We start from the raw sequence: 16,166 nt of genomic DNA, 5'->3' as shown, positions 1-16,166 counted from the left end.
CTCTTCCAAACTGTTTCATAATAATCTTATTGACTTTCATTGAAATGAAATAACAGGTTAACAGCGTTAAAGAATTAGCTTTTGCATTCTTTTAAGGAGGATTTCTACATAATGGTCAAACGGAACAGAATCGTTGCTTTTTTTCTTATAGTCCTTTTTTTGGGCGGGATAATTGGTGCAACGACAACAAATATTTTAGGAAATATTAAACTTGGCTTAGATCTTCAAGGGGGCTTTGAAGTACTGTACGAGGTCAAGGCGGAAGATGGACAAAAGATTGATGATGCTACATTGGCTAGCACGGCTGAAGCATTAAATAAACGTATAAATGCACTAGGAGTTAGTGAGCCAACCCTTCAGGTTGAGGGAGATAATCGCATTCGCGTTCAGTTGGCTGGTGTTCATGACCAAAATCAAGCACGGGAAATGCTCTCTACGGAAGCGAATTTATCATTCCGAGATGTAGATGATAATTTAATGATGGATGGTAGGGATTTAGTTGAAGGTGGAGCGCAGCAAACCTTTGATGACAATGGTCAGCCGAGTGTTTCTTTGAAATTGAAGAGCGCTGATAAGTTTAGAGAAGTGACAGAACAAATAGTTAACATGGGAGCTCCAAATAATTTGCTTGTTATTTGGCTGGATTATGAAGAAGGAGAACATAGCTTCCGGGAAGAAGCAACGAAGGAAAATCCAGCATATCTTTCTGCTCCAAGAGTTTCGCAAATTTTTAATCAAGACTCAGTCTCTATCTCAGGGGATTTTACAATTGAAGAGGCTAGTACTTTAGCAAACCTATTAAATGCAGGAGCTTTACCGGTTGAGCTTGAGGAAGTTTACTCTACTTCTGTAGGAGCGCAATTTGGGGCAGACGCTTTGGATAAGACGGTGCTGGCAGGGATTATCGGAATTGCAGCCGTATTTATTTTTATGCTTGCTTATTATCGCTTCCCTGGTTTTATTGCGACGGTTACTTTATCGGTCTACATATACTTGATCTTGCTCATATTTGATTGGATGAATGCAGTCTTAACCCTTCCGGGAATTGCAGCAGTTATTCTTGGGGTTGCGATGGCAGTGGATGCCAATATCATTACTTTTGAGCGCATAAAAGAAGAACTGAAAGTTGGCAGAAATTTAAAAGCTGCATATAAAGCGGGTACGAGCGGTTCTTTATCAACGATTGTGGATGCGAATATTACAACCCTCTTAGCGGCAGCAGTTCTTTTTTACTTTGGAACAAGCTCTGTACAGGGATTTGCAACAACTTTAATGGTCAGCATTCTAGTCAGCTTCATCACTGCTGTATTCGGTACTAGGTTGTTCTTAGGGTTATGGGTCAACAGTAACCTCTTTAATAAAAAACCTCGCTGGTTCGGTGTAAAGCAGGAAGAGATAAAAGATATTGCTGAAAGTTATGATACGCTTGATTTGCCAACAAAATTTGATAAATGGGATTTCATCAAACCGCGTAAAAAGTTCTTTGCGCTTTCAGGTATTTTATTAGCTTTAGGGCTTTTATGTTTGGTTGTATTCCGCTTGAATTTAGGGATTGATTTCTCTAGTGGTACTAGAATAGAGGTTCTTTCCGATTACTCTTTAACGAAGGCGGAATTTCAAGAGCAGCTTGAGAGTGTTGGGATAGAAACGAACGATATTGTCATTTCAGGTGACGCTCATAATATCGGGGTTGCCCGCCTCAAGGGTGAGGATATTCTTAATCAAAACGAGATTGCGGATTTAAAAACAAATTTTAAAGAGAAATATGGCGCTGAACCGAATGTAAGTACCGTATCACCAACGGTTGGAAAAGAATTGGCGAAAAATGCGGCGAAGGCAGTCCTGATCGCATCGATCGGAATTATAATCTATGTTACGATTCGATTTGAGATGCGAATGGCCATCCCTGCCGTAATTGCGTTGCTACATGATGCATTTTTTATCATTGCCATCTTTAGCATCACCCGTTTTGAAGTGGATTTAACCTTCATTGCAGCCGTATTGACGATTGTTGGTTACTCGATTAACGATACGATTGTTACTTTTGACCGGATTCGTGAAAACATGAAGAAGAAGAGACGGATTAAAAACACGGAGGAACTGGCTGATATTGTGAATCGGAGCTTACGCCAAACCTTTGGCCGGTCATTAAATACGATTATTTCAACTGTGTTCGCCGTAGTTGCATTACTTATCTTCGGAAGCGAATCAATTACGAACTTCTCTTTCGCATTGCTAATTGGTTTGATTGCAGGAACATATTCATCTTTGTTCTTAGCAGCTCAAATATGGTATGTATGGAAGGCGAAAGAATTAAAGACGAAAGGTACATTAATTACTTACAAAGAAAAGCGTAAAAAGACAGATGAACCGCAAGTATAATGGTGAAGAGGCTGAGTCAAAAGGTCGTTAATTACGACTTTTTGTTCTCAGCTTTTTTCTGTTTTAAGTTACGTTACGGTATTTGGATCATCGTGTGAAATTCTTTCTTTTCTAATTCCCACAATAATGAAAGCATTTTAGTGCTAAATTATTTTTCTGTTTACTTTTTCTGATGGAAAAGCAGAAACCACCCTTATGAGACTGGAGTGTTTAGGATAGACTGGTAGAAGGTTTGTTTAAAGGGATAGTGGACTTTTGTTTAAGGGGGGAGTACGTTGGAAAAAAGTGAACGTTTTAAAAAAGCAGAGTTTGCTGCCATCATTGGCATAGTTGGAAATGTCGTCTTGGCAGCGTTAAAATGGAGCGTTGGTATATATGCGAATAGCAAGGCTTTAATAGCAGATGCAGTTCATTCTGCTTCAGACGTGGCAGGCTCGTTAGCTGTTTTTATTGGTTTAAGGGCCGCGAAGCAGCCTCCTGATGAGGAGCATCCATACGGTCATGGGAAGGCGGAATCGATTGCAGCCATCATCGTAGCGGTGTTGCTGTTTATCGTTGGATTAGAGATTGGAAGATCCTCATTTGACGCGTTTTTTCATCCGATAGAGGCTCCTAATCCGATCGCTATCGTAGCAGTGTTAATTTCAATTATTACAAAAGAGTGTATGTTTCGTTATAAATTTCGATTAGGCCAGCAATTAAAAAGTGACGCTCTCATTGTAAATGCTTATGAACATCGTTCAGATGTTTATTCGTCTTTAGCGGCTTTAGTGGGAATTGGAGCAGCCGTAGTTGGCGATTTTTTGCAAATTGGTTGGCTTGAATATGCTGATCCAGTCGCAGGACTGGTGGTAGCCTTGATGATCTTGAGAATTGCGTGGACGCTTGGAAAAGAATCGATTGGCAATGCCCTCGACCGTGTCATGAACGATGAAGACACGGTTGAACTTAGAAAAGTGGTAGAGTCTGTTCCTGAAGTCAAAAAAATAGATGAGTTTCATGCGCGCGAGCATGGTCATTACGTTATTATTGATATTAAGATATCTGTTGACCCACATATGACGGTAGAGCAAGGCCATAAAGTTGGAAAAGCTGTGAAGAAAAAGTTGCTGCGGGAAAAGAATGTAGAAAATGTTTTTGTTCATATTAATCCCTACAATCCGAAATAGTCAAAGAATGTCAACGTAATGTGCGCCAAAAGCTAATATAAACTTTTGCTGCACATTTTTTTGTTTTTTTGAATATTTACGAATACACTCTTAGCTTGAACCGAATATAGCGCTCTAGTATAATAGAAAAGTTGAGAGGTGAACGTATGTTAAAGCCGAAAACTAGATGGATTTGCCAACAGGTCGATGAAGAAAAAAAGAGAAGACTTGTAGAGGAGCTTAGCATTACACCGCTGGTGGCATCTTTACTTGTTAATCGGGGCTTTGATACCCCGGAGCTCGCCTCGTCTTTTCTTTTTGATAAAGATCATGCGTTCCATGATCCATTCACTTTAATAGGAATGGATATTGCTGTTTCACGAATAAAAGATGCGATAGCAAATAATGAACAAATTCTTATATTTGGTGATTATGATGCAGACGGAGTTACAAGCACTTCCGTCATGATGCTTACCCTTCAGGAATTAGGGGCGAATGTCCAGTACTATATTCCCAATCGTTTTACAGAAGGATATGGACCGAATGAAAACGCATTTCGTCATGCTGCTGAAAGTGGCATTCATCTTATTATCACCGTCGATACTGGAATTGCTGCGCTCCATGAGGCAAAAATAGCCAAAGAATTGGGGCTTGATTTAATTATTACCGATCACCATGAACCAGGACCAGAATTGCCTGAAGCATTGGCGATCATTCACCCAAAATTGGAGAACAGTCCTTATCCATTTCATGATTTAGCCGGTGTTGGGGTTGCGTTCAAATTGTCTCATGCTCTTTTGGGAAAGGTGCCCGAGCATCTGTTGCAATTTGCTGCGATTGGTACGATTGCTGACTTAGTCCCTTTAGTTGGAGAAAATCGATTAATAGCTAAAAGAGGGATCCAAGCGTTAAAAAATACGGACAACCATGGCCTGAAAGCGTTGTTGAAATTAGCTGGTTCCGATTTGCCTGCCGTTAATGAGGAGACGATTGGATTTGTAATTGCTCCTAGAATAAATGCTGCCGGCAGATTGGAAAGTGCAGATATTGCCGTCGATCTTTTATTAACTGAAGATCCATATGAAGCGGAGACCATTGCAGAAGAAATTGATGCATTAAATAAAGAAAGACAAGCACTCGTCAATGAAATCGCAGAGGAAGCGATTCAAGAGGTTGAAGAAAATTATCCAATTGACGAAAATTCCGTTATTGTCGTTGGAAAATCTGGGTGGAACGCAGGTGTGATTGGGATCGTTGCCTCCAAACTTGTAGAGCGATTTTATCGTCCGGCGATAGTCCTAAGCGTTGATGATGAAAAAGGTTTGGCGAAGGGGTCTGCTCGGAGTATTATGGGATTTGATTTATTCCAAAATTTATCGACATGTCGTGATATATTGCCTCATTTTGGCGGTCATCCGATGGCTGCAGGAATGACATTGAAAATAGAAGATGTTGGAGAACTACGCAGCCGCTTAAATCAATTGGCTTCAAAAATACTTACTGAGGAAGATTTCATTCCTGTCACAAAGCTGGATAGTGAAATAGAATTAAAAAATGTCGATTTAAAGGCGCTTGAGGAAATGCAGATGCTTGCTCCATTCGGGATGTATAATCCAAAGCCGAAGGTACTTATTAAAGCAGCTAGTATTTCCCAAATGAAGAAAATCGGTGCGGATCAAACCCATTTAAAGCTTGTATTAGAGGATCAAGGAAGTTCATTAGATGGGATTGGTTTCGGGTTAGGAAGTTTATTAGATGAAGTTTCTCCTTACGCGAGCTTAGCGGTCATTGGAGAATTAGCTATTAATGAGTGGAACAACATCCGGAAACCGCAAATTTTCCTTCAAGATTTAGCGGTGCATGAGTGGCAGTTGTTTGATTATCGTGGCTTAAAGAGAATCGAAAAACTGTCCGATAGTGTTTCTAGTGCACTTTGGATTGTGTTTAATGAAAAGTACGTGAGCAAATTTACCCATCAAAATAACGAGTTAATTGTGGTGAATAATTTGGATAAAGCTCGCCATTTGGATATTACAGGACGGAACATCGTTCTTGCCGATCTCCCCCCTTCTAAAGAGTTTCTTGTTTCACTCTTACAGGGGAAGCAACCAGCAAGAATTTATGCCCATTTTTATGGTGAAGAGAGTGATTATTTCTCCACGATGCCGACAAGAGAGCATTTTAAATGGTATTATGCTTTCTTGATGAAAAAAGCACCTTTTGATCTGAAAAGATATGGCGATGATCTTGCTAAATACCGTGGTTGGACGAGAGCGACGATTGATTTCATGTCGCAAGTGTTTTTAGAACTAGAATTGATAAAGCAGCATAATGGATTTATTACCTTAAATGAGGTTAAAAATAAAAAAGATTTATCAGAATCGATCACATACCAGCAAAAGCAGGCACATTATGCTCTTGAAGGGGAGTTACTCTATTCATCCGTTGACGAACTGAAAAAGTGGTTTGACGAAATGATAATTGGGTCGGTTACCAATGAGGAGGCAGTTGAAGAATGGATTTAAAAAAACATATTGCAATTGTGGAAGATTGGCCAAAGCCAGGAATTAAATTTAAGGATATTACACCGTTGATGAACGATGGGGAGGCATATCATTACGCAACAGATCAAATTGTGGAATATGCTCGAAAGAAAGATATTGATATTATTGTTGGTCCTGAAGCACGTGGCTTCATTATCGGCTGTCCCGTAGCTTATTCTTTAGGAGTTGGTTTTGCCCCAGTAAGAAAAAAAGGGAAATTGCCAAGAGCGACCATTGATGTTGATTATGGCCTTGAATATGGAAAAGATGTATTAACGATCCATCAAGATGCGATTAAGCCTGGACAACGCGTGCTTATTACAGATGACCTTCTCGCTACCGGTGGAACGATTGAAGCAACGATTAAATTAGTTGAAGAGCTTGGCGGGGTTGTGGCTGGAATCGCCTTTTTAATTGAACTTACTTACCTAGAGGGAAGAAGTAAATTAGATGGCTATGATATTTTAACATTAATGGAATTTTAACTGATTTTGAGCGCTGTTCGCGCTCTTTTTCTATTTCATTATGTGAAGGGCAAGTAAAGCAATTCGACAAAATTCTTACTTTTCTCGAAAAAAGAATGCTCAATCTCTTTACATATCGTTGTTTTTTTTCGATAATAGTAACAATTATATTATTTTTTATTTACTTTTTTCACAAAGAAGTGATCTATACAAAATGACAGAATCGATCATATGTGTTAAACAAATACCTCAGGATAGATAAGGTGATTACATGGCCAATGAACAAGTTTTGACAGCTGAACAGGTCATCGAAATAACAAGGAAATATTTAAATGGTGAACATGTCAAGACTGTTCAAAAAGCATATGAATTTGCTAGACATGCTCATCGTGACCAATATAGAAAATCCGGAGAACCGTATGTTATCCATCCAATTCAAGTGGCTGGAATTCTCGCGGATTTACAAATGGATCCGGATACGGTCGCAGCCGGATTTCTTCACGATGTTGTGGAAGATACTGAAGTTACGCTCGACGATATTCGTGAGGCCTTCAATGATGAAGTGGCAATGCTTGTTGACGGTGTGACAAAACTAGGAAAAATTAAATATAAATCGCATGAGGAGCAGCAAGCGGAAAACCATCGAAAAATGTTTGTTGCCATGGCTCAGGATATTCGCGTGATCTTAATTAAGTTAGCAGATAGACTTCATAATATGCGAACTTTGAAGCATTTACCTGCTGAAAAACAGCGGCGTATTTCCAATGAAACGTTAGAGATCTTTGCTCCTTTAGCCCATCGCTTAGGGATTTCGAAAATTAAATGGGAGCTGGAGGATACAGCTCTTCGCTATTTAAATCCGCAGCAATATTACCGCATTGTAAACTTAATGAAGAAAAAGCGTGCAGAACGAGAGCAGTACTTAGACGATGTTGTTGTTGAGATGCGTACAGCATTGGATGAGGTTGCAATCAAAGCGGATATTTCTGGGCGGCCAAAGCATATTTACAGCATTTATCGAAAAATGGCACTGCAAAATAAGCAGTTCAATGAAATTTACGATTTGCTTGCCGTTCGCATTGTTGTAAACAGTATAAAAGATTGTTATGCGGTGCTTGGCATTATTCACACCTGCTGGAAACCGATGCCGGGGAGATTTAAAGATTATATCGCCATGCCTAAACCGAATATGTATCAGTCTCTTCACACAACAGTAATCGGACCAAAGGGTGATCCACTTGAGGTGCAAATTCGAACCTTCGATATGCATCGAATTGCTGAGTTCGGGATCGCAGCCCACTGGGCATATAAAGAAGGGAAAACAGTTGATGAGAATTCTTCTTTAGATGACAAACTCACATGGTTTAGAGAAATTCTCGAATTTCAGGATGATTCTTCAAATGCAGAAGAATTTATGGAATCGTTGAAGATTGATCTTTTTTCCGACATGGTTTTTATCTTCACCCCTAAAGGGGATGTAATTGAATTACCGGCAGGCTCTGTTCCTATCGACTTTGCTTATCGTATTCATTCAGAGATTGGCAATAAAACGATTGGTGCAAAGGTGAACGGAAAAATGGTCACCCTTGATTATAAGCTGAAAACAGGGGATATCGTCGAGATTCTTACATCCAAACACTCTTATGGACCAAGTCAGGATTGGATTAAGCTTGCGCAAACATCACAGGCAAAAAATAAAATTAGACAATTTTTCAAAAAGCAGCGTAAAGAAGAGAATGTAGAGAAAGGCCGCGAGCTTGTTGAAAAAGAAATTCGCAATATGGAGTTTGAATTGAAGGAAATTTTGACACCAGAAAATATTAAACGGGTGGCTGAGAAATTTAATTTCTTCAGTGAGGAAGATATGTATGCTGCTGTTGGATACAACGGAATTACAGCTCTCCAGGTTGCGAATCGTTTAACAGAGAAATGGCGCAAGCAACGTGATCTAGAACAGGAAACGACGATTGCCAGTGCGGTCAATGAGTTAAAATCATTCCCGACAAAGAAAAAGCGTGAGTCAGGTGTAAGGGTAACAGGGATTGATAATTTATTGATACGCTTATCAAGATGCTGTAGTCCAGTGCCTGGAGATGATATCGTCGGATTCATAACGAAAGGTCGCGGTGTCTCTGTTCACCGTTCAGATTGTACCAATATTGATACGGCTGATGCGAAGGCACGGCTCATCCCGGTTGAATGGGAGACGGCTTTAAATGACCGTAAGGAGTATAATGTTGATATTGAAATCACTGGCTATGATCGAAGAGGATTGCTAAATGAAGTATTGCAGGCAGTCAGTGAGACGAAAACCAATATCTCTGCTGTAACTGGTAAGTCGGATCGCAATAAAATGGCGACAATTAGCATGACGATTATGATCGTCAATGTTGCTCATTTACAAAAGGTAGTTGACCGGATTAAACAAATCCCAGATATATATGCTGTACGAAGAATTATGAATTAGATTTTTTTCATCCGGTTGAGTAAAAAAACGATTTGCGAAAAATCTATTTATGATAAATCCGCGCAAAAATCCCTGCTGTCGAGAATGTGACAGCTTTTCTTTTTTTTAGAGGAGGTAATATCGTAATGAGAATTGTTGTACAAAGAAGTAAAGAAGCTCAAGTAACGGTTACTGGAAAAGTTGTTGGAAAGATCAATAAGGGTTATGTCCTTTTAGTCGGTGTCACCCATGAAGACAGTGAAGACGACGCCAAGTATTTAGCTGAAAAAATTGCCCATTTACGTGTTTTTGAAGATGACAATATGAAAATGAACTTGTCCTTACTGGATGTCGGAGGCGAAATACTTTCCGTTTCCCAATTTACTCTTTACGGAGATTGCCGCAAAGGACGAAGACCAAACTTTATGGAGGCAGCGAAACCTGACCATGCAGAGAAAATCTACGATCATTTTAATCGTTTATTAGAAGAGCAGGGGATTCATGTTGAAACAGGTCAATTCGGGGTAATGATGGATGTACAGTTGACAAATGATGGACCAGTGACACTTATTTTGGAAAGTAAATAAGGCAATGAAAAGCCGTTTTAAAAATCGGTATGACGAGAATCGATTCTTTTTCTCTTCAAAAGTTGAAGGAAGGATTCAAAATGAACGATCATAATGACAAAAAGAAGAAAGATAATGAAACATGGAAGCTTTGGGATGCTATATTTACTTCAGGTCTATTGTCTTTTTTCAAAGACAGTCAAGAAGCTGGAAATGATCAAAAAAAATTCAATCAGCTGCTCTTACAAGTCGTAATCGGTCTTATTTTTGCCGTCATTTTGTTTGCGATTGGTTTTTCGATATTTTTGGACTGAAGCCATTTTCGTTCATTAGAATAGGATTTGTCATGAAGGCCACAATCAACGGATCTTATGACATTTTTTTTCGAAAAAAGGTTAAAAAATCTGCTGTATTCATTATAAAGAAGCTGAAAATCATAAGCAAAAAGCAAGGGGAAAATGATTCGTTTTCCCCTCTTGCTTTTAAAGAATTCTACCTTCATTATTTAAAATATGTCACGACACCTTGGACAATACCATTGGTGACCTGTTCTTGATATTGGGAAGTATTTACCATCAGTTCTTCTGTCGGGTTGCTTATATATCCCAGTTCTAGTAAAACGGCCATTTGTTTATTTTCCCGAATGACATGGTAATCCCCTTGGCGAACACCGCGATCATTCAGTTTGGTTTGCTTGATGACGGCATTATGTATGCTTGAGGCTAGTCCCTTCTGATGTGAATGATAGTAATAGCTTGTCATTCCTTTGACAGTATAATTATCAATGCTGTCATAGTGAAGGCTTATAAAGGCATCGACATTTTGATAGTGAGCCATACTCACTCTGGAACTGAGAGCGAGGTATTGATCGTTGCTCCTTGTCATGAATACTTTTGCCCCTTGTGCTTTCAATTTATTCGCTAAAAGCTGGGCGGTTTTTAATGTTAAGTTTTTTTCGAGGCTTCCCTTAGCTCCAGTCGCTCCGTTGTCTCGCCCCCCATGACCAGGATCGATCATGATTTTCTTACTCTTTATATCGCTACTTGTTCCGATTTTTTCGATTTGTGGGACGCCGTTACTAACCGTAACAATCCAGCCAGCGACATATCCACTTTTTCCATTTGCTAATTTCACTTCATACCAATCTTTATGAATGTTGACAATTGAAAATTTGTCTCCAGCATTTGCCCTCGCTACTACCTTTGCGCTTAAATCGGGAGCAGACCGAATATTCGTTCCATTATGATCAATCGTTAAGCTGCTGTTTTTTGGAGAACTATTGGAAGAAGGGGCTTGTGATGGTATTGATTTCTCTATATACCACCCAGCAATCCAGCCTTTTTTGCCAGAGTGAAGTTCAATTTTCACCCAACCGTTCACTTCTTCAAGAATCTTAACTCTCTCTCCTTTAGAAACACTGCCGATAACTTTTCCATTTAAAGAACCAGAATCTCTAACATTTAAAGAAGTTGCCGTGACAGTCCCCGTTATCCCAGAAAGGTTTGAATTTGATTTTGCTGGTGGAACAGAAGTACCGGTGCCTGATTCAAGCTTTACATATTCACTGCTAATCCATGCTTGTTGGTTTTTAAATGTAATTTCAATCCAACCGTTATGATGTGAGAGAACGGTTATTTGGTCCCCTTTTTTCAGCCTTCCTAACGACTGCCCCTGCGTAGATGGAGTTGAACGGACGTTAAGGGAGCTTGCGGTAATTGTCCCGATATTTCCGCCTGTTGTTGTCTCTTTCTCCGTTTGTAAATAGTCTTTTGAGATCCAGCCTTTTCCGAAACGGCTATTAACCTGATACCAATTGGCTTCAGATTTAAGAATCTCCACAGCATCGCCCTTATTTAAAGCTCCGAGTACAGAATGGCTTGTCCCAGGGCCGGTTCTGACTCTAACGCTATTGGCTGTAACATTTCCCATGAAGCTCTCATTTGCAGGGTCAACCGCCTCTTTTTTTGTGACAAGCCAGCTTGCAATCCATGCTTTCTTTCCTGAGCCGATATCGACTTGGTACCAATCACCTTCTTGTTTTATAAAGGAGAAGGTATCCCCTTTATTCACTTTTTTAATCACATTATAGCTAAGCCCCGGACCTTCCCTGACATTGACGTTCGCTTCGCCAACTTGTACTGTGCCTGCAGCAGCAGGTTGAAGCGGCGGATAAATACATGATAAGACAAGAATAAGACAAAGCAATAGTGGTAGATATTTTTTTCTCTGCATTCTCTGTCTCCCTTCGCTAAATACTAGGTTGCCTTCTATGTTACAAGCTATTGCTTTTCTCTCAAAGGCTCAGCATTTTTGATCAACTTTACCGTTACCTCGAGTTGCGATTACTATATTTGGTTCCTCTGCATCTTTCTATTCTAAGGGATCAGACTAAACTTGTTAAGTCAATGTTTGCATGATTTTTTGCTTTTTATCTGTCTGTATTGATTCTCAGCTCATTTCATGAGAAACGAGGGGGTCCACACAAAACGAATCAAAAATCGTTTGAGCGATAATATGGTTTAACAAAGCTTTTTTTAAAGTAGGATAATTATCTATCCTTCATGGAAACAATAGAGAGAGAAAAAAATAAGAAGGGTGATTTCGATGAGGTTTAGTGATAAAGGAACGACGATTCAACAAGGAGAAAATCAACTATTTGGCATTGATTTTCATGATTTTCTGCAAAAAGAACAGAACTCAAGCATGGTCGAGCTAGCATCTGAATTTGGTTTAACGATGAGCGATGTGCGAAAATTAAAGAAACAATTAGAACGTTCATGAATAGTCTTGACAATTACAGTCTTGCTCCGTATTATTATATAAATAAAGTATGAGAAGATGATAACCGTTGATGGAGAAGAGTAGTTAAGATACATATGATTAGAGAGGGAGTGCCACAGGCTGAAAGCATTCCTACATAATGACTTAATGAAAGAACACTCCGTAGGCTTCGCTCTGAAAGAGAAGATTCTTTAGTAGGAGAGGAACGTGAACAGGCGTTAACTGTCAAAGTGGAATGGCGTAATAGCACGTCTTCAATTAGGGTGGCACCACGGGATTATATCTCTCGTCCCTTGTATATTTATATACAAGAGACGGGAGTTTTTTTATTTTTATTCGGAAGATTTCAGAGGAGGATTCTCATGTCTATTAATATTCCAAGAGGAACTCAGGATATTTTACCTGGACAAGTAGAAAAATGGCAGCTCATTGAAGAAAAGGCTCGAGAGCTTTGTGGGAAATTCCAATATAAGGAAATTCGCACGCCGATATTTGAACATACTGAATTATTCACAAGAAGCGTGGGAGATACAACGGATATTGTCCAAAAAGAAATGTATGAATTTGAGGATAGAGGAGGCAGAAGCCTGACGCTCCGTCCTGAAGGAACGGCGGGAGTCGTTCGCTCATTCGTTGAACAAAAAATGTTCGGGTATGCTAACCAGCCAGTAAAACTCTATTATATGGGGCCAATGTTTCGTTATGAAAGACCGCAAGCCGGTCGCTTTCGTCAGTTTGTCCAATTTGGAGTGGAGGCTTTAGGAAGCGCAGATCCAGCAATAGATGCAGAGGTCATCTCATTAGCGTATAGCTTATATCAAGAAATGGGCTTGAAAAAACTGAAGATCGTCATCAATAGTCTTGGTGACAAAGAAAGTCGAAATGCCCATAGAGAGGCGCTGATTCAACATTTCCAGCCGCGAATTGGTGAATTTTGCAGCGACTGTCAAAATCGCCTCACGACCAATCCTTTAAGAATTTTGGATTGTAAAAAGGATAGGGAGCATGAGCTGATGAAATCAGCACCTTCCATTCTTGAATTTTTAAATGCTGAGTCTCAAGCATATTTCGAGAAGGTGCAAAAATATTTAACCGCACTGCAAATCCCCTTTGAGGTCGACTCTAATTTAGTAAGAGGATTGGATTATTATAACCATACAGCATTTGAAATTATGAGTGATGCAGACGGGTTTGGTGCAATCACTACTTTATGTGGTGGAGGTCGCTACAACGGCTTAGTTGAAGAGGTAGGCGGTCCTGAAACACCAGGGATTGGTTTTGGTTTAAGCATAGAACGCTTCATTGCTGCTCTTGAAGCAGAAAAAGTAGAGCTTCCATTAACAGAAGGTATTGATATCTATTTAGCAGGGTTAGGTGAAGCTGCTCAAGAATATACTGTAAAGCTTTTATATCAGCTTAGAAATGCTGGTTTTTCAGCAGAACGTGATTACTTAAATCGAAAAATTAAAGCTCAGTTTAAAGCAGCCGATCGCTTAAAAGCCAAATACGTAGCAATTTTAGGAGAAAATGAGCTAAATGAAAATAAAATTAATGTGAAGTCATTGGCATCTGGTGAGCAAACGGAGTATTCGCTTGACCAATTTATTGAACAATTTAAGGCTTCAGTTGAATAGGAGGAGTTTTTGTGTACGGGAGAACATATTTTTGTGGAGAAGTACCAGAGCAAGCGATTGGAGAGCAAATCGTTTTAAAGGGTTGGGTGCAAAAGCGCCGCGACTTGGGCGGTCTCATTTTTATTGATTTACGTGATCGGACTGGAATCATTCAGGTTGTCTTTAATCCTGAAGAATCACCGGAAGCACTCGCGATTGCAGAGAAGATAAGAAACGAATACGTTCTTGATATAAATGGGATCGTAGTGGCGCGAGAAGAGGGAACGATTAACGAAAATGTCAAGACAGGAAAAATTGAAGTAAAGGCACAGAAAGTAACGATCATAAATGAGGCTAAAACTCCTCCTTTTACGATCGATAATAAGTCTGAAGTATCTGAAGATATCCGTCTAAAATATCGTTATTTAGATTTACGGCGACCAGTGATGTTTGAGACGTTCAAAATGCGTCATCAAGTAACAAAAGTAGTGCGCGATTTTCTAGATAGCGAAGGTTTCTTAGATATTGAGACGCCTATTTTGACGAAGAGCACACCTGAAGGGGCACGTGATTATTTAGTACCAAGCCGTGTTCATCCAGGAGAATTCTATGCCCTCCCACAATCACCACAGCTTTTTAAACAGATGCTTATGGTCGGTGGAATAGAACGGTATTATCAAATTGCTCGTTGCTTCCGTGATGAAGATTTACGTGCAGATCGTCAGCCTGAGTTTACACAAATCGATATTGAGACAAGCTTCTTAAGCCAAGATGATATCATTACCATGATGGAAGCGATGATGAAGAAAATGATGAAAGAAGTAAAAGGACAGGATATTTCGACTCCATTCGCTCGCATGCCTTATGATGAAGCGATGGCACGCTTTGGTTCTGATAAGCCTGATACTCGCTTCGGACTTGAACTTGTCGATTTATCAGAGATTGTGAAAGATTCTGGCTTCAAAGTATTCGCAAGTGCTGTTTCCTCTGGAGGACAAGTGAAGGCGATCAATGTGAAGGGCGCTGCTTCTGCTTATTCTAGAAAAGATATTGATGCTCTGACCGAGTTTGTTGCAGTCTATGGTGCAAAAGGTCTTGCTTGGCTGAAAGCTGAAGCAAAAGGATTAAAGGGCCCCATTTCAAAATTCATTTCTGAAGATGAAGCAGCTGGCATTCGCTCCGCATTAGAAGTAGAGACGGGCGACCTCTTACTGTTCGTAGCCGATAAGAAAACGGTCGTCGCGGATGCTTTAGGGGCTCTTCGCCTCAAGCTTGGAAAAGATCTTGAATTAATTGATCAAAGCAAGTTTGAATTTCTCTGGGTCACTGATTGGCCGCTATTGGAATATGATGAAGAGGCTGGGCGCTATTTTGCTGCTCATCATCCATTTACAATGCCAGTACGAGAAGACTTGCAACTATTGGATACTGATCCGGGTGCAGTAAGAGCGCAAGCATATGACTTAGTTTTGAATGGTTATGAGCTAGGCGGGGGATCTCTTCGTATTTTTGAAAAAGAAGTACAAGAAAAAATGTTCAAGATTCTTGGTTTTTCAGAAGAAGAAGCAAGAGAGCAGTTCGGTTTCTTACTTGAAGCATTCGAATATGGTACACCACCGCATGGCGGGATCGCTCTCGGATTGGATCGCCTTGTTATGCTACTTGCTGGTCGAACGAATCTTCGCGATACGATTGCATTTCCGAAGACGGCGAGCGCAAGCTGCTTGTTAACAGAAGCGCCTGGTGAAGTCAGTGAAGCGCAGCTTTCTGATCTCCATTTATCGTTGAAAAAGAAGTAATTGGTAATAAATGCATAGGGTGCTTTCTTGAAAGGGCAGCCTCAATATGCTATGATAAATACAAATAAAGAGTCCTGATGTGTTTGTGGTAAACCCTATGTTTTGACCTAACATACTACCTTCGGGAGTTTGCGTTTCCTCGTGAAGTAAATGCCTATTTAGTAGGACTTACAACCACTCGGAACAGAACACCCACCTGCTGAGTGCGGGTTCAAAACGAAGGATAAACGAGCGACGGCACAATTGGGACTCTTTACATATGAAAAAACGTTCATGCGCTTAGCATGATTTTTTTTAAAAGATAAGAAAGTATAAAAATTTAAGGTCTACCGCAGTCATTAGGGCTGTGGTATTTTTTATTTATGGACAGAAATATTCTAAAAGAGATCTTTTTTGATCATCATCAACATTGGGAAGCCTTTAA

At 39.9% G+C, this 16,166-nt stretch carries 11 protein-coding genes, 1 other RNA gene and 1 other annotated feature; of the genes, 11 read left to right on the top strand and 1 reads right to left on the bottom strand.

Going from position 1 to position 16,166, the window contains the following annotated elements; genetic code table 11:
- Positions 1-111: 111 nt before the first annotated feature.
- The 7 genes from secDF to PZE06_RS01440 all read left to right on the top strand — a co-directional run bounded on the left by secDF (position 112) and on the right by PZE06_RS01440 (position 9,863).
- Entirely contained in the window at positions 112-2,382 is a 2,271-nt protein-coding gene (gene secDF, locus PZE06_RS01470) for a protein translocase subunit SecDF (RefSeq protein ID WP_150913582.1), read from the top strand.
- Positions 2,383-2,657: 275 nt separating this feature from the next.
- Positions 2,658-3,551, top strand: coding sequence for a cation diffusion facilitator family transporter (locus tag PZE06_RS01465; protein WP_150913580.1), 894 nt, complete (start codon positions 2,658-2,660; stop codon positions 3,549-3,551).
- Positions 3,552-3,697: 146 nt separating this feature from the next.
- Positions 3,698-6,055 (top strand): single-stranded-DNA-specific exonuclease RecJ, encoded by a 2,358-nt coding sequence (gene recJ / locus PZE06_RS01460; protein ID WP_150913578.1) that lies wholly within the window; start codon positions 3,698-3,700, stop codon positions 6,053-6,055.
- Positions 6,046-6,558: an adenine phosphoribosyltransferase gene (locus PZE06_RS01455; protein WP_150913576.1), complete on the top strand. Its 513-nt coding sequence runs from the start codon at positions 6,046-6,048 to the stop codon at positions 6,556-6,558. Before recJ ends, PZE06_RS01455 begins: the two co-directional genes overlap by 10 nt.
- Before the next feature lie 250 nt (positions 6,559-6,808).
- A complete protein-coding gene (locus tag PZE06_RS01450) occupies positions 6,809-9,004 on the top strand; it encodes a RelA/SpoT family protein (RefSeq protein WP_150913574.1) in 2,196 nt (731 codons plus the stop codon).
- Positions 9,005-9,129: 125 nt separating this feature from the next.
- A complete protein-coding gene (dtd, locus tag PZE06_RS01445; RefSeq protein ID WP_150913572.1) occupies positions 9,130-9,570 on the top strand; it encodes a D-aminoacyl-tRNA deacylase in 441 nt (146 codons plus the stop codon).
- Positions 9,571-9,650: 80 nt separating this feature from the next.
- Positions 9,651-9,863, top strand: coding sequence for a hypothetical protein (locus PZE06_RS01440; protein WP_150913570.1), 213 nt, complete (start codon positions 9,651-9,653; stop codon positions 9,861-9,863).
- A gap of 187 nt (positions 9,864-10,050) precedes the next feature.
- Here PZE06_RS01440 and PZE06_RS01435 read toward each other — a convergent pair whose 3' ends face one another.
- A complete protein-coding gene (locus PZE06_RS01435; protein WP_150913568.1) occupies positions 10,051-11,781 on the bottom strand; it encodes an N-acetylmuramoyl-L-alanine amidase family protein in 1,731 nt (576 codons plus the stop codon).
- A gap of 372 nt (positions 11,782-12,153) precedes the next feature.
- On the opposite strand from PZE06_RS01435, the gene PZE06_RS01430 reads away from it, so the two are divergent.
- The 4 genes from PZE06_RS01430 (at position 12,154) to ssrS (ending at position 15,996) form a co-directional block, all read left to right on the top strand.
- The gene (locus PZE06_RS01430; RefSeq protein ID WP_191963123.1) at positions 12,154-12,330 is read left to right on the top strand and encodes a hypothetical protein; all 177 of its coding nucleotides are present in this window, start codon (positions 12,154-12,156) and stop codon (positions 12,328-12,330) included.
- Between the two features lie 58 nt (positions 12,331-12,388).
- Positions 12,389-12,627 (top strand) — a binding site (T-box leader).
- A gap of 65 nt (positions 12,628-12,692) precedes the next feature.
- Positions 12,693-13,964, top strand: a complete 1,272-nt coding sequence (gene hisS / locus PZE06_RS01425) for a histidine--tRNA ligase (RefSeq protein WP_150913566.1) — start codon at positions 12,693-12,695, stop codon at positions 13,962-13,964.
- A gap of 11 nt (positions 13,965-13,975) precedes the next feature.
- Positions 13,976-15,742, top strand: a complete 1,767-nt coding sequence (gene aspS / locus PZE06_RS01420) for an aspartate--tRNA ligase (RefSeq protein WP_150913564.1) — start codon at positions 13,976-13,978, stop codon at positions 15,740-15,742.
- 68 nt (positions 15,743-15,810) lie between these two features.
- A non-coding RNA gene (gene ssrS, locus PZE06_RS01415) (6S RNA) lies at positions 15,811-15,996 on the top strand.
- Positions 15,997-16,166 lie beyond the last annotated feature (170 nt).

The organism is Robertmurraya sp. DFI.2.37 (assembly GCF_029211245.1).
GTDB lineage: Bacteria > Bacillota > Bacilli > Bacillales > Cytobacillaceae > Robertmurraya > Robertmurraya methanolica_A.
This window is presented reverse-complemented; position numbering and strand designations above follow the sequence as displayed.

Bases quoted from the DNA above. Each gene is read 5' to 3' on its own strand.
- secDF (WP_150913582.1), top strand. From the start codon at position 112: ATGGTCAAACGGAACAGAATCGTTGCTTTTTTTCTTATAGTCCTTTTT.
- recJ (WP_150913578.1), top strand. From the start codon at position 3,698: ATGTTAAAGCCGAAAACTAGATGGATTTGCCAACAGGTCGATGAAGAA.
- PZE06_RS01455 (WP_150913576.1), top strand. From the start codon at position 6,046: ATGGATTTAAAAAAACATATTGCAATTGTGGAAGATTGGCCAAAGCCA.
- PZE06_RS01450 (WP_150913574.1), top strand. From the start codon at position 6,809: ATGGCCAATGAACAAGTTTTGACAGCTGAACAGGTCATCGAAATAACA.
- dtd (WP_150913572.1), top strand. From the start codon at position 9,130: ATGAGAATTGTTGTACAAAGAAGTAAAGAAGCTCAAGTAACGGTTACT.
- PZE06_RS01440 (WP_150913570.1), top strand. From the start codon at position 9,651: ATGAACGATCATAATGACAAAAAGAAGAAAGATAATGAAACATGGAAG.
- PZE06_RS01435 (WP_150913568.1), bottom strand. From the start codon at position 11,781: ATGCAGAGAAAAAAATATCTACCACTATTGCTTTGTCTTATTCTTGTC.
- PZE06_RS01430 (WP_191963123.1), top strand. From the start codon at position 12,154: ATGAGGTTTAGTGATAAAGGAACGACGATTCAACAAGGAGAAAATCAA.
- hisS (WP_150913566.1), top strand. From the start codon at position 12,693: ATGTCTATTAATATTCCAAGAGGAACTCAGGATATTTTACCTGGACAA.